The sequence below is a fragment of the Streptomyces sp. NPDC048584 genome (assembly GCF_043199595.1).
GTDB lineage: Bacteria > Actinomycetota > Actinomycetes > Streptomycetales > Streptomycetaceae > Streptomyces > Streptomyces edwardsiae.
Genome location: NZ_JBICWF010000005.1, coordinates 361,050 through 374,177, shown reverse-complemented (window position 1 = coordinate 374,177; position 13,128 = coordinate 361,050). Strand labels below are relative to the sequence as shown.

Sequence of the window (13,128 nt, the reverse complement as noted above, 5' to 3'; positions counted from 1 at the left end):
GTACGAGTGGCCGTGCGAGATGACGAAGGGTGCCCCCGGCCGTACGAGGCCGGGGGCACCCTTCGTCGTCGGCGGCGGGTCAGCCGGTGTTGCGCAGACCGGCCGCGACTCCGTTGACGGTGAGCAGCAGGGCACGGGCGAGCAGCGGGTCGGGCTGCTCCTCGGCCTCGGCGGCGTCGCGCTGGCGCTTGAGGAGGGCCACCTGGAGGTAGGAGATCGGGTCCAGGTAGGCGTCGCGGATGGTGAAGGTCTGCTTCAGCACCGGGTCGGCGTCGAGGAGTTCGCTCTCGCCGGTGACGCGCAGCACCTCGGCGACGGTGAGCTCGTGCTCGGCCTTGATGGCGTCGAAGACGTGCTTGAGGTTGTCGGGGACGAGGGTGTCGACGTAGTGCTGGGCGATGCGCAGATCCGTCTTGGCGAGGGTCATCTCGACGTTGGAGACGAAGTTGCGGAAGAAGTGCCACTGCTGGTGCATCTCGTCGAGCACGGTGTCGAGACCGGCCTCGCGCAGCGCCTTGAGGCCGGAGCCGACGCCGTACCAGCCGGGGACGATCTGCCGGGACTGGGTCCAGCCGAACACCCACGGGATGGCGCGCAGTCCGTCGAGCGAGACGCCGGAGCCGGGGCGGCGGGAGGGCCGCGAGCCCAGGTGCAGGTCGGCGAGCTGGTCGACGGGGGTGGAGGCCAGGAAGTACGTCGGCAGGTCCGGGTCCTCGACCAGCTTCCGGTAGGCCGTGTGGGCGGCGTCGGAGACGACGTCCATGGCGGCGTCCCAGCGGGCGAGGGCCTCGACGGACTGGCGGGGCGCCGTGTGCAGGGCGGACGCCTGGAGGGTGGCGGCGACGGACAGTTCGAGGTTCTCGCGGGCCAGCGCCGGGATGAGGTACTTGTCGGAGATGACCTCGCCCTGCTCGGTGACCTTGATCTCGCCTTCCAGGGTGCCCCAGGGCTGGGCGAGGATGGCGTCGTGGGTGGGGCCGCCGCCGCGGCCGACGGTGCCGCCGCGGCCGTGGAAGAGCCGCAGCCTCACGCCGTAGCGGTGGGCGACGTCGCGCAGCCGGCGCTGGGCGCGGTGGATCTCCCACTGGCTGGTGGTGATGCCGCCGAACTTGGAGGAGTCGGAGTAGCCGAGCATGACCTCCTGGACGTCACCGCGCAGGGCGACGAGGCGCCGGTAGGAGGGGTCGGCGAGCATGGCCTCGAGGATGGTGTCGGCGGCCTTGAGCTCGTCCGTGGTCTCCAGGAGGGGCACGATGCCGATCTTCGCCCAGCCGGCGTGCAGATCGACGAGTCCGGCCTCACGGGCGAGGACGGTGGCGGCGAAGACGTCGTCGGCGCCCTGGCACATGGAGATGATGTACGACTCGATCACCTCGGGTCCGAAGACCTCCAGGGCCCGCTTGACGGTCTGGAACACACCGAGGGTCTTCTCCCCGGCGGCGTCCACGGGCGCCGGGGTGGGAGCGAGCGGACGGCGTGACCTGAGCTCCTTGGCGAGCAGCTTGGCCCGGTACTCACGCGGCATGTCCGTGTAGCGCCAGGACTCCTCGCCGAGCCGGTCGAACAGCTGGCCGAGGGCGTGGTGGTGGGCGTCGGCGTGTTCCCGTACGTCCATGGTGGCGAGCTGGAGGCCGAAGGCGGCGAGCGTGCGGATCGTACGGGCGAGGCGGCCGTCGGCGAAGAGGCCGCCGCGGTGTTCGCGCAGGGAGGCCTGGACGATCCGCAGGTCGTCGAGGAGCTGCGCGGTGCCGAGGTAGTCGCGGCCGCTCTCGTGGGCGGTGCCCTTGGCGAGGCGGAGCTTGGTGTTCTCCAGCTTCTGCCGGATGCAGGTGGCCTTGAGCCGGTAGGGCTCCTCGGCGTTGAGGCGCTTGTAGCGGGGGCTGATCTCGGGGAGGGCCTCGATGTCGGCCCGCAGGGAGGTGAGCAGTTCGTCGGTGGCGCCCGCGTAGCGGATGGAGTTGGAGAGGAAGCCGCGCAGTTCGTCGATCATCTCCAGGGCGTCGTTGATGCCGTGCTCGTGCTGGAGGATGAGGACGTCCCAGGTCACCTGGGGGGTGACGTTGGGGTTGCCGTCGCGGTCGCCGCCGATCCAGGTGCCGAAGGTGAGGGGGCGGGTGTCGTCGGGGAGGTGGACGCCGACGCGCTCCAGTTCGGCGGTGAGGTCCTCCAGTACGTCGCCGACGGCGCCGGCGTGGAGTTCGTCGAGGTAGTAGATGGCGTTGCGGGCCTCGTCGGCGGGCTCGGGGCGGACCACGCGCAGTTCGTCGGTCTGCCAGACGAGGTCGATGTTCTCGGCGAGCCGGGTGTCGAGGCGGCGCCGGTCGGAGGCGATGACCGGGGTGTCGAGGAGGGCGGCGATCCGGCGGAGCTTGTTGAGGACGGAGCGGCGGGCCGCCTCGGTGGGGTGCGCGGTGAACACGGGCCGGATGTTGAGGTTCCGGACGGTCTCGCGCAGATGCTCGGGGTCGGCGTCCTTGAGGCGGTCGGCGGTGCGGGAGAGCAGTCCGCCCTCGGCGGCACGGCGGGCGCGCAGTTCACGGCCGCGGTGCACCTGCTCGGTGACGTTGGCGAGGTGGAAGTAGGTGGAGAAGGCGCGGACCAGCTTGGCCGCGGTCTCCAGTTCGGTGCCCCGCAGCAGCTCGGCGGCGGCCTCGCCGTCCTCTCGGGTGAGTCGGCGGACCTTCTCGACGAGGTCGAGCAGTTCCGGGCCCTCCTGCCGTACCAGGGTCTCGCCCAGGAGGTCACCCAGTCGGCGGATGTCGGCACGCAACTCGCTGCTCGTGGTCGCCGTGGATACGGCCTGGTCGTCGGCACTGCTCACAGGTGCGGCTCCTTGCGGTGTTGAAGCTCGTCTGGGAGGGAACCCGGACGGCTGTCCGCGCGGCGTGCGCCGCATACGGGCCGGACGTCCGGGAAGAAATCAGAGCGGACCGCGCTGTCCGACCGACTTCAAGGATAGGTGTCGACCCGGACGCGCAGGCTCACGGGCTCTTGCCGCCGGGCGACGCACTGTCATACTTACGTTGCCGTAGGTTACGGAAGCGTAGGTATACAGTGCGTTTCCCGCGGCCCGGCACCCACCCTCATTCCACATACCCCACAGGGGACACGCATGACCTCACGCTCCGATGTGCTCGACGAAGCCCCGAAGCAGCCCCGGTCCGACGACAGCGACGACACCGCGCCCTCCGCCACGCTGGGCGGCGAGCGCAAGCGCTCCATCGAGCAGATCACGCTGCTGCTCTTCATCATCGTCCCGTTCCTGGCGCTGGTGGCGGCGGTGCCACTGGTCTGGGGGTGGGGGGTGAGCTGGCTGGACCTGGGGCTGCTGGTGTTCTTCTACTACCTCGGCTGCCACGGCATCACGATCGGCTTCCACCGCCACTTCACGCACGGCTCGTTCAAGGCGAAGCGGCCGCTGAAGATCGCGCTGGCCGTCGCCGGGTCGATGGCGGTCGAGGGGCCGCTGGTGCGGTGGGTGGCGGACCACCGCAAGCACCACAAGTTCTCCGACGCGGACGGCGACCCGCATTCGCCGTGGCGCTACGGGGAGACGGTCCCGGCGCTGATGAAGGGCCTGTGGTGGGCGCACATCGGCTGGATGTTCGACGAGGAGCAGACCTCGCAGGAGAAGTACGCGCCGGATCTGATCAAGGACGGGGCGCTGCGGGCTATCTCCCGGCAGTTCGTCCTGTGGACGGCGCTGTCGCTGGCGCTGCCCGCGCTGATCGGCGGTCTGGTGACCCTGTCCTGGTGGGGCGCGTTCACCGGGTTCTTCTGGGGGTCCCTCGTCCGGGTGGCGTTGCTGCACCATGTGACGTGGTCGATCAACTCGATCTGTCACGCGGTCGGCAAGCGTCCGTTCAGGTCGCGGGACCGTTCGGGCAATGTGTGGTGGCTGGCGGTCCTGTCGTGCGGTGAGTCCTGGCACAACCTGCACCACGCCGACCCGACGTCCGCGCGGCACGGTGTGGAGCGCTGGCAGCTGGACTCCTCGGCCCGGCTGATCCGCTGGTTCGAGCAGCTGGGCTGGGCGTACGACGTGCGGTGGCCGTCACGCTCGCGTATCGATTCGCGCCGTAACACCTCGGAAGGCGGCGCCCGGCGCGGGAAGGAACGTGTCGAGGCGGCATGATGGTTGCCGTGGCGACCGACTCCAGCAGCACCCCGAGCAACGAGAAACCGCGGCGCACCCGCCGTACCCGGATGACCGGTGCGGAGCGCCGGCAGCAGTTGCTGGAGATCGGCCGCACGCTGTTCGCGGCGAAGGGTTTCGAGGCCACGTCGGTGGAGGAGATCGCGGCGAAGGCGGGGGTCTCCAAGCCGGTGGTGTATGAGCACTTCGGCGGCAAGGAGGGCCTGTACGCGGTGGTGGTGGACCGTGAGATGCGGCGCCTCCTGGACATGGTGACGAGCTCGCTGACGGCCGGTCACCCGCGTGAGCTGTGCGAGCAGGCGGCGTTCGCGCTGCTCGACTACATCGAGGAGTACACGGACGGTTTCCGCATCCTGGTCCGGGACTCCCCGATCCCCCAGACGACGGGTAGCTTCGCGTCGCTGATCTCCGACATCGCCACCCAGGTGGAGGACATCCTGGGCCGCGAGTTCAAGTCCCGTGGCTTCGACCCGAAGCTGGCCCCGCTGTACGCGCAGGCCCTGGTCGGCATGGTGGCCCTGACGGGCCAGTGGTGGCTGGACGTGCGCCGCCCGAAGAAGGCGGAGGTGGCCGCCCACCTGGTCAACCTGGCCTGGCACGGCCTGGACGGCCTGGAACCGAAGCCCCGGCTGATAGGCCACCGCAAGTCCTAGCGGGCCTCCAGGAACTCCAGCCGGTTGCCCGCCGGGTCCCTTGAGCAGAAGCGTTTGTGGCCGGGGAGGTCGTCGTCCCAGGCGACCGGGGCGCCCAGAGCGGTCAGGCGGGCCGCGTAGGCCTCGATGCCGGTGACCAGCAGGCCCGGGTGGGCCTTTCCCGCGGGGCGGAAGTCCGCCTCGACACCCAGGTGGAGCCGTACGTCTCCGGCCTCGAACCAGCAGCCGCCGCGCTCCGCCAGGGCCGGCGGCTTCGGCGTCTCGGCCATGCCGAGGACGTCCACGTAGTACGCGCGCAGCCGCTCCTCGGAGCCGGGCGGGGCGGCGAGCTGCACATGGTCGACGGCGGTGAGCATCACCGCTCCTTCACGGCGACCGCGAAGACGCGGCGGAAGGGGAACGGGGTGCCGTGGGGGCCCGGCGGGTAGGCGGCTCGCAGGGCCGTGCGGTATTCGGCGGTGAACGCTTCCCGGGCCTCCTGGTCGTCGGCGAGAGCGGTGAGGACGGGACGCAGGCCCGTGCCCCTGACCCAGTCCAGGACCGGGTCCTCACCGGTCAGCAGATGGATGTACGTCGTCTCCCACGCGTCGGCCGTGCAGCCGAGGGCGGCCAGGTGCTCCAGATAATCCTCCGGCCGGAGTACGGCGTCGTCGTGGCGCAGGACCCCGGCCAGCCGGGACCGCCAGCGCGGGGAGCCGGCGAGTTCACGCATCAGTACATGGCTGGGGGCGCCGAAGTTCCCGGGCACCTGGAAGGCGAGCGTACCGCCGGGCGCGAGCCCGTCCACCCAGTCACGGAACCGCTCCACGTGCCCCGGCACCCATTGCAGCGTGGCGTTGCTGACGATCAGGCCGTACGCCCCGTCCGGCGCCCAGGTACGGACGTCGGCGTGGGCGAAGTCGAGCCCGCCGCCCCCGTGGTCGGCGCGGGCCCGGTCGAGCATCTCGGGCGAGTTGTCGTAGCCGGTGACGCGGGCGGCGGGCCAGCGCTCGGCGAGCAGGGCCGTGACGTTGCCGGCGCCGCAGCCGAGGTCGGCGATCCGGGGCGGGTCCCCCGGGAGGTCCGGGACACGGGCGAGCAGGTCGGTGAAGGGCCGGGCGCGGTGCCCGGCGTGGCGCAGGTACTGGGCGGGATCCCACGCGGGGGTCGCGGTGGACATGAGGCCTCCCCGATGGCGGACGGTGGACGGGTACCCACCCTCACCCCCATTCATCTCGACGTCAAGAGACTCGACATCAAGAGACTTCACATCGACACAACCACTACACTGATCGTCATGGAGGACGAGGTCGATCGGCTGGTCGCAGCATGGCGCCGGGAGCGCCCGGACCTCGACGTGGAACCGCTCGAGGTGCTCAGCCGGGTGAGCAGACTGGCCCGGCACCTGGACCGCGCACGCCGGCTCGCCTTCACGGAGCACGGCCTGGAGTCCTGGGAGTTCGACGTCCTGACCGCGCTGCGCCGCGCGGGCACCCCGTACCAGCTCTCGCCGGGGCAGTTGCTCACGCAGACGCTGGTCACCTCGGGCACGATGACCAACCGCATCGACCGCCTCACCAAGAAGGGCCTGGTGGAGCGGCTGCCCGACCCCAGCGACCGGCGCGGTGTGCTGGTCCGGCTCACGGACGAGGGCCGCGACCGCGCCGACCAGGCACTGGCCGGGCTGCTGGCGCAGGAGCGGGCGATCCTCGCGGAACTCACCCGCGCCCAGCGTGGCGAACTGGCCGGACTGCTACGCCAGTTGACCGCCCCTTTCGACAACGTCCCCGGTTAGGTCGACGGGGCCGACACCCGCCCGCCGGGCGAGGGCCACCGCGGCGAGCGTGGAGTGCACGCCCAGCTTCCCGAGAACGTTCTGCATATGGGTCCGCACGGTGTGCGGGGACAGATACAGGCGCTCGGCGACCGCCTTGCGCCCCAGTCCCGCGACCATGCACCGCAGCACCTCCCGCTCGCGCGGGGTCAGCGACTCCACGAGCCGCTCGCTCTCGGTGCGGTGCCGCCGGGCGGCGGTCAGCTCCCGCAGCACACCCGTCAGCAGCGCGGGCGGCAGATGCGTCTCGTCCCGGAGCACTCCCCGGATGACGGTGAGCAGCCGGCTCAGCGAGCAGTCCTTGGCCACCCACCCGGAGGCACCGGCCCCCAGGGCGAGCGCGGCCCGGCCGGGGTCGTCCTTCTCGGCGAGCACCACGATCCGTACCTGCGGCTGTACCGAACGCACGCCGGTGACCAGCGATATCCCGTCGACGAGCCCGTCCTCGTCACCGGCCTGCACGGGCACGGCCGGACGGCCGCCCGGCACCTTGCCGCCCAGATCGGCGTCGACGAGCAGCACGTCGAACCGGCGTCCCTCGACGGCCGCCCGCTCCAGACAGCGCAGCGCGGCCGGGCCGCTGCCCGCCGCGGACACGTCGACGTCGGGCTCCGCCGCCAGGGCCGCGGCCAGCGACTCGGCGAAGATGCGATGGTCGTCGACGACCAGGACTCGAATGCGAACCACGAAACCCCCTTCCCCAAGCTCCTCACAGAGCAGGGGATTACCCCATCGTCACAAGACGACACCGGCGCGGGTACGACGCCGAGGCCCCCGGTCACCTCTGTGACCGGATGTGGGACGGGCCGTCGCCGCCGCGCGACCACCGCCACCCCACCTCGGACGTCGTACCCGACTGACTCGCCCCCTGAACGGCGCCGGCCCCCACCGGCGCTGTCCAACAGGTTACGGGCGGGGGCGGGCGGCGGAAGGTTATTTGCAGAACTTGCGGCCTTCCGCGTTTATGGTGTGCCGCATGTTTCGTCTTGAGACAGAAGTCGACAACGCCCGACGTGATCTGCTCCGCAGGCGGCTGAGGGACACGAACACGGCGGCCTCGCCGGTCCTGCGCGCCCTGCGCGGAACCCCGCCGGCGCGCGAATCGCCTTTGCACGTGTGGGTGTCGGATGCGAACGGCGAACTGGCCGGTGGCCTGGTCGGCCACACCTGGACGACCTGGCTGCACGTCACCCATCTGTGGGTCGACGACCGCCACCGGGGCGCGGGCCTCGGCTCCCGGCTCCTCGCAAAGGCGGAGCACCTGGCCGCCGCCGAACGCGCCTGCGCGGCCTCCCGCGTGGAGACATGGGACTTCCAGGCCCCGGACTTCTACCGCCGCCGGGGCTACGAGGTGGTGTGCGTGATCCCCGACTACCCGCCGGGGATCACGGAGTACACCCTGGTCAAGCGACTGGGGTGAGTCTCAGCGCACCCGGCGCGCGCCCGCGGAGGGCACCGCCCCGAAGACGCGGGGGGCGGCGAACCCGGCCGCCGCGAAGGCCTCTTCGACGGCCTTGGTGACGGCGGTGACGTCCGCCTCCTCCGTCAGGACGATGGCCGAGCCGCCGAAGCCGCCGCCGGTCATCCGGGCACCGAGGGCGCCGGCGGAGACGGCGGTCTCCACCACGAGGTCGAGTTCGGGGCAGGAGACCTGGAAGTCGTCGCGCAGCGAGGCATGCCCCTCCACCAGCACCGGCCCGATGGCACGGGTGTCACCGGACTCCAGCAGGGAGACGACCCGTTCGACGCGCCGGTCCTCCGTGACCACGTGCCGGACCAGACGGCGGATCTCCTCCTCGTCGCCCAGCCGCTCCAGCGCCGCGTCGAGTCCGTCGTACGGCACGTCCCGCAGCGCGTCCACGCCCAGCAGGGACGCGCCCTTCTCGCAGCCCGCGCGGCGCTTGCCGTACTCGCCCTCGCTGTGGCTGTGCTTGACCTGGGTGTCGACGACGAGCAGACGCATGCCCTCGGCGGCCAGGTCGAAGGGGATCTGGCGCTGGGAGAGGTCGCGGGTGTCGAGGAACAGGGCGTGGCCGGCCTCGCAGCAGGCGGACGCCGTCTGGTCCATGATGCCGACGGGGGCGCCGACGTAGACGTTCTCCGCGCGCTGGCACAGCCGGGCCAGCTGCCAGCCGCGCAGTCCGAGGCCGAACAGGTCGTTCAGGGCGAGCGCGACCACGATCTCCAGGGCGGCCGACGAGGACAGGCCCGCGCCCGTCGGCACGGAGGAGGCGAGATGGATGTCCGCGCCGGTCACGGCGTGCCCGGCCTCGCGCAGCGCCCACACCACACCGGCCGGGTAGGCGGTCCACCGCCTGTCGGACTCGGGGGCCAGGGCGTCCACGGCCAGCTCCACGACCGGGCCCTTGGCGTCGGCGGAGTGCAGCCGCAGGACGCCGTCGTCGCGCCGGGTGACCGCCGCGACCGCCGTGTGCGGCAGCGCGAACGGCATGACGAAGCCGTCGTTGTAGTCGGTGTGCTCGCCGATGAGGTTGACCCGGCCCGGTGCCGCCCACACCCCGTCCGGCGCGGCCCCGTACAACTCCTCGAACCGCTCGGCGACGGCCTCGCTGGACTCGCTCATGCCCTGACCCCTGACCCTTCCTGACGTTCTACTTGGCCTGCTCGGCGCGCTGCCGCGCGAACTCCCACGCGTCCGCGACGATCCCCGCGAGGTCGGCGCGCGACGGCTTCCAGCCCAGCTTCTCGCGGGCGGTGGCGGCCGACGCCACCAGGACCGCCGGATCGCCGCCCCGGCGGGGGGCGACGACCTCGGGGATCGGGTGGCCGGTGACCCGGCGGACCGTCTCGACGACCTCGCGGACGGAGAAGCCCTCGCCGTTGCCGAGGTTGCAGATCAGGTGCTCGCCGGGCACGGCGGCCTTCAGCGCGAGCAGATGGGCGTCGGCCAGGTCGGCGACGTGGATGTAGTCGCGTACGCAGGTGCCGTCGGCCGTCGGGTAGTCGTCGCCGTAGACGGAGATCGCCTCGCGCCGCCCCTGGGCGACCTGGAGGACGAGGGGGATGAGGTGCGACTCGGGGTCGTGGCGCTCGCCGAACCGCCCGTAGGCGCCGGCCACGTTGAAGTAGCGCAGGGAGACCGCGCCGAGGCCGTGGGCGGTCGCCTCGCCGGTGATCATGTGGTCGACGGCGAGCTTGGAGGCGCCGTACGGGCTGGTGGGCCGGGTGGGCGCGGTCTCCGTGATCGGGACCTGCTCGGGTTCGCCGTACGTCGCCGCCGTGGAGGAGAACACGAGGCGGCGCACTCCCGCCTCGCGCATCGCGCCGAGCAGCGCCATGGTGCCGCCGACGTTGTTGTCCCAGTACTTCTCGGGCTTCGTCACCGACTCGCCGACCTGCGAGAAGGCGGCGAAGTGGAGCACGCCGTCGTAGGAGGGGTCCAGCCATGTGGCGGCGTCGCGGATGTCGCCCTCGATGAACCGCGCGTCCGCGGGCACGCCCTCACCGAAGCCGGTGGAGAGGTTGTCGAGTACGACGACCTCGTGGCCGGCCTCGATCAGATGCTGGGCGACGACACTGCCGACATATCCCGCACCCCCGGTGACCAGGTACTTCCCGCTCATGAACTCGCTACCTCCCGCAGTCGCTGGGCCGCGCGCTCCGGCGGCACGTCGTTGATGAACACGTTCATACCGGACTCGGAGCCCGCGAGGAACTTCAGCTTGCCGGGCGTACGGCGGATGGTGAAAAGCTCCAGATGGAGTGCGAAGTCGTCACGCGTGACGCCGTCGAACTCCTCCAGCGTGCCGAACGGGGCCTGGTGCCAGGCCGCGATGTACGGCGTCGCGGGCTCACCCTCCCCGAAGATCCGGTCGAAGCGCCTCAAGAGTTCCAGATACATCTGGGGAAACTCTGTGCGCGCCGCCTCGTCCAGCCCGAGCAGGTCGGGCACCCGGCGCCTCGGGTACAGGTGGACCTCGTACGGCCAGTGCGCCGCGTACGGCACGAAGGCCACCCAGTGTTCACCCTCGAGGACGATCCGCTCGTCGGCCAGTTCCCGCTCCAGCACGGCGTCGAACAGGTTCTCCCCGCCCGTCGCCTCCTTGTGTGCGGCCACTTGGCGCAGCATCAGGGCGGTGCGGGGGGTGGTGAAGGGGTAGGCGTAGATCTGCCCGTGCGGGTGCTGGAGGGTGACGCCGATCTCGGCCCCCCGGTTCTCGAAGCAGAAGACCTGTTCGACGGAGGGCAGATGCGACAGCTCGGAGGTGCGGTCGGTCCAGGCGTCGAGCACCAGTCGTGCCTGGCGCTCGGTCAGACCGGCGAAGGAGGAGCGGTGGTCGGAGGTGAAGCAGACGACCTCGCAGCGGCCCGAGTCCCCCGCGAGCGACGGGAACCGGTTCTCGAAGACGACCACGTCGTACGACGAGTCGGGGATCTCGCTGAGCCGCTCGCCCTCGGACGGACAGAGCGGGCACTCGTCGGCCGGCGGATGGTACGTACGCCCCTGCCGGTGGGAGGCGATCGCGACGGAGTCACCGAGCAGCACGTCGTGGCGGACCTCGGACGTGGTGACCGTGGCGTCCAGCGGACGACGGTCGACGGCGTCGCGGACGGTGTCGTCGGCGAGGTCGTAGTAGATGAGCTCGCGACCGTCGGCCAGCCGGGTCGACGTCTTCTTCACTGCCGCTCTCCTCTGCGCCCACCAATCACTCAACACAATCGAACATAACACATCACAACCCACCAGCACCCCACCCTGATCACGATCAAACAAAGAACATCATCGGATGTGTTCACTTACTGAACACGGAGGAATGGGTTCCGCACCGGATCAGTTCGCTACCGAAGCGAGTGTGTATGCAAACCCCCACATATCTGGCCGCTGAGCTTCGACTCCCCACCAACTGGCTGGACTACACGATCCTCGGGATCTACTTCGTCGTCGTGCTGGGCATCGGCCTCGCCGCCCGCCGCTCGGTGAAGACGAGCCTCGACTTCTTCCTCTCCGGCCGCTCCCTGCCCGCCTGGGTCACCGGCCTCGCCTTCATCGCGGCCAACCTCGGCGCCACCGAGATCCTCGGCATGGCGGCCAACAGCGCGCAGTACGGCGTCTACACGACCCACTGGTACTGGATCGGCGCCATCCCCGCGATGGTCTTCCTGGGCCTGGTGATGATGCCGTTCTACTACGGCAGCAAGGTCCGCTCGGTCCCCGAGTTCCTGCTGCTGCGCTTCGACAGGGCGGCCCATCTGCTCAGCTCGATCCTCTTCGCGGCCGCCGCGATCCTCATCGCCGGCGTCAACCTGTACGCCCTCGCGATCGTCGTCGAGGCGCTTCTGGGCTGGCCGCAGTGGGTGGCGATCGTCGTCGCCGGCGCCTTCGTCCTGGCGTACATCACGCTCGGCGGCCTGTCCTCGGCGATCTACAACGAGGTGCTGCAGTTCTTCGTCATCCTCGCCGCGCTCATCCCCATCACCGTGATCGGCCTGAAGAGCGTCGGCGGCTGGGACGGCCTGTCCGACACCCTCTCCCGGTCGCACGGCGACGACTTCATGACGGCCTGGGGCGGCACCGGCATCGGCAGCGACAACCCGCTCGGCGCCAACTGGCTGACCATCGTCCTCGGCCTCGGCTTCGTCCTCTCCTTCGGCTACTGGACGACGAACTTCGCCGAGGTGCAGCGTGCCCTGTCCGCCAGGAACCTCTCGGCGGCCCAGCGCACCCCGCTCATCGCCGCGTTCCCGAAGATCTTCATCGTGTTCCTGGTGATGATCCCGGGACTGGTCGCCGCCGTGCTGGTGCCCGCGATCGGCACGGCCGACTCCGACCTCCAGTACAACGACGCGATCCCGTACCTGATGCAGCAGTTCCTGCCCAACGGTGTGCTCGGCATCGCCGTGACCGGACTGCTGGCCGCGTTCATGGCGGGCATGGCGGCCAACGTGTCGTCCTTCAACACCGTCTTCACCACCGACATCTGGGCGAAGTACGTGGTCAGGCACCGCGAGGACGAGTACTACATCCGCTTCGGCCGGCTGATCACCGCGATCGGTGTCCTCGCCTCCATCGGTACGGCGTTCCTGGCCAGCTCCTTCTCCAACATCATGAGCTACCTCCAGACGCTGTTCTCCTTCTTCAACGTGCCGATGTTCGTGGTCTTCATCATCGGCATGTTCTGGAAGCGGGCGTCCATGAAGTCCGGCTTCTGGGGCCTGATCGCCGGCACCACCGCCGCGATGATCAACTACTTCGTCATCTACAAGCAGGGCATCATCGGGATCCCCTCCGACCAGGGCGCCAACTTCGTCTCCGCGATCGCGGGCTTCGTCGCCGGTGCGGTGGTCATGGTCGCGGTGTCCCTGTTCACCGCGCCCAAGCCCGCGCGGGAACTCCAGGGCCTGGTCTACGGGACGCGCTCCCCCGGTATGGCGGAGCCGCCCGCGAAGGGCGACGACGCGTGGTACCGGAAGCCGGCACTGCTGGGCTGGGGTGCGGTGATTCTGGCTGCCGCCTGCTACATCCCGTTCTCGTTCTGAACGCGGGA

General features: G+C 70.4%; 12 protein-coding genes. 5 read left to right on the top strand and 7 right to left on the bottom strand.

Annotated elements, in window-relative coordinates:
- Positions 1-79: 79 nt before the first annotated feature.
- The gene (ppc, locus tag ACGFR9_RS14395) at positions 80-2,821 is read right to left on the bottom strand and encodes a phosphoenolpyruvate carboxylase (RefSeq protein WP_393207252.1); all 2,742 of its coding nucleotides are present in this window, start codon (positions 2,819-2,821) and stop codon (positions 80-82) included.
- Positions 2,822-3,112: 291 nt separating this feature from the next.
- Here ppc and ACGFR9_RS14390 point away from each other — a divergent pair, with 291 nt between their 5' ends.
- Complete coding sequence (locus ACGFR9_RS14390) at positions 3,113-4,135, top strand: acyl-CoA desaturase (protein ID WP_393207249.1); 1,023 nt, start codon at positions 3,113-3,115, stop codon at positions 4,133-4,135.
- Positions 4,132-4,809 (top strand): TetR/AcrR family transcriptional regulator, encoded by a 678-nt coding sequence (locus ACGFR9_RS14385; RefSeq protein ID WP_393207246.1) that lies wholly within the window; start codon positions 4,132-4,134, stop codon positions 4,807-4,809. The genes ACGFR9_RS14390 and ACGFR9_RS14385 overlap by 4 nt, the downstream gene beginning before the upstream one ends.
- On the opposite strand, the gene ACGFR9_RS14380 is transcribed toward ACGFR9_RS14385, so the two are convergent.
- Together ACGFR9_RS14380 and ACGFR9_RS14375 are read right to left on the bottom strand one after the other, a co-directional pair.
- A complete protein-coding gene (locus tag ACGFR9_RS14380; protein ID WP_393207243.1) occupies positions 4,806-5,165 on the bottom strand; it encodes a VOC family protein in 360 nt (119 codons plus the stop codon). The two genes, ACGFR9_RS14385 and ACGFR9_RS14380, sit on opposite strands and share 4 nt — an antisense overlap.
- Positions 5,165-5,968, bottom strand: coding sequence for a trans-aconitate 2-methyltransferase (locus ACGFR9_RS14375; protein WP_393207240.1), 804 nt, complete (start codon positions 5,966-5,968; stop codon positions 5,165-5,167). Before ACGFR9_RS14375 ends, ACGFR9_RS14380 begins: the two co-directional genes overlap by 1 nt.
- 117 nt (positions 5,969-6,085) lie before the next feature.
- Between ACGFR9_RS14375 and ACGFR9_RS14370 the strand changes: the two genes are divergently transcribed.
- Positions 6,086-6,583: a MarR family winged helix-turn-helix transcriptional regulator gene (locus ACGFR9_RS14370; RefSeq protein ID WP_037933941.1), complete on the top strand. Its 498-nt coding sequence runs from the start codon at positions 6,086-6,088 to the stop codon at positions 6,581-6,583.
- Here ACGFR9_RS14370 and ACGFR9_RS14365 read toward each other — a convergent pair.
- The gene (locus ACGFR9_RS14365; protein ID WP_030216258.1) at positions 6,542-7,309 is read right to left on the bottom strand and encodes a response regulator transcription factor; all 768 of its coding nucleotides are present in this window, start codon (positions 7,307-7,309) and stop codon (positions 6,542-6,544) included. The genes ACGFR9_RS14370 and ACGFR9_RS14365 overlap by 42 nt on opposite strands.
- Before the next feature lie 277 nt (positions 7,310-7,586).
- Here ACGFR9_RS14365 and ACGFR9_RS14360 point away from each other — a divergent pair, with 277 nt between their 5' ends.
- Positions 7,587-8,042, top strand: coding sequence for a GNAT family N-acetyltransferase (locus ACGFR9_RS14360; protein WP_393207544.1), 456 nt, complete (start codon positions 7,587-7,589; stop codon positions 8,040-8,042).
- A 3-nt stretch (positions 8,043-8,045) separates the two neighbouring features.
- Here ACGFR9_RS14360 and galK read toward each other — a convergent pair whose 3' ends face one another.
- From galK to galT, 3 genes are read right to left on the bottom strand one after another with little or no spacing between them, the layout of a single operon-like run.
- The gene (gene galK, locus ACGFR9_RS14355) at positions 8,046-9,206 is read right to left on the bottom strand and encodes a galactokinase (protein ID WP_393207236.1); all 1,161 of its coding nucleotides are present in this window, start codon (positions 9,204-9,206) and stop codon (positions 8,046-8,048) included.
- 28 nt (positions 9,207-9,234) lie between these two features.
- The gene (gene galE, locus ACGFR9_RS14350; protein ID WP_393207233.1) at positions 9,235-10,206 is read right to left on the bottom strand and encodes a UDP-glucose 4-epimerase GalE; all 972 of its coding nucleotides are present in this window, start codon (positions 10,204-10,206) and stop codon (positions 9,235-9,237) included.
- The gene (gene galT, locus ACGFR9_RS14345) at positions 10,203-11,264 is read right to left on the bottom strand and encodes a galactose-1-phosphate uridylyltransferase (protein ID WP_393207230.1); all 1,062 of its coding nucleotides are present in this window, start codon (positions 11,262-11,264) and stop codon (positions 10,203-10,205) included. Before galT ends, galE begins: the two co-directional genes overlap by 4 nt.
- A 176-nt stretch (positions 11,265-11,440) precedes the next feature.
- Between galT and ACGFR9_RS14340 the strand changes: the two genes are divergently transcribed.
- The gene (locus tag ACGFR9_RS14340) at positions 11,441-13,120 is read left to right on the top strand and encodes a sodium:solute symporter family protein (protein WP_393207227.1); all 1,680 of its coding nucleotides are present in this window, start codon (positions 11,441-11,443) and stop codon (positions 13,118-13,120) included.
- Positions 13,121-13,128: the final 8 nt, after the last annotated feature.

Coding starts and splice junctions, on each gene's coding strand:
- ACGFR9_RS14390 (WP_393207249.1), top strand. CDS start 3,113: ATGACCTCACGCTCCGATGTGCTCGACGAAGCCCCGAAGCAGCCCCGG.
- ACGFR9_RS14385 (WP_393207246.1), top strand. CDS start 4,132: ATGATGGTTGCCGTGGCGACCGACTCCAGCAGCACCCCGAGCAACGAG.
- ACGFR9_RS14380 (WP_393207243.1), bottom strand. CDS start 5,165: ATGCTCACCGCCGTCGACCATGTGCAGCTCGCCGCCCCGCCCGGCTCC.
- ACGFR9_RS14375 (WP_393207240.1), bottom strand. CDS start 5,968: ATGTCCACCGCGACCCCCGCGTGGGATCCCGCCCAGTACCTGCGCCAC.
- ACGFR9_RS14370 (WP_037933941.1), top strand. CDS start 6,086: ATGGAGGACGAGGTCGATCGGCTGGTCGCAGCATGGCGCCGGGAGCGC.
- ACGFR9_RS14360 (WP_393207544.1), top strand. CDS start 7,587: ATGGTGTGCCGCATGTTTCGTCTTGAGACAGAAGTCGACAACGCCCGA.
- galK (WP_393207236.1), bottom strand. CDS start 9,206: ATGAGCGAGTCCAGCGAGGCCGTCGCCGAGCGGTTCGAGGAGTTGTAC.
- galE (WP_393207233.1), bottom strand. CDS start 10,206: ATGAGCGGGAAGTACCTGGTCACCGGGGGTGCGGGATATGTCGGCAGT.
- ACGFR9_RS14340 (WP_393207227.1), top strand. CDS start 11,441: ATGCAAACCCCCACATATCTGGCCGCTGAGCTTCGACTCCCCACCAAC.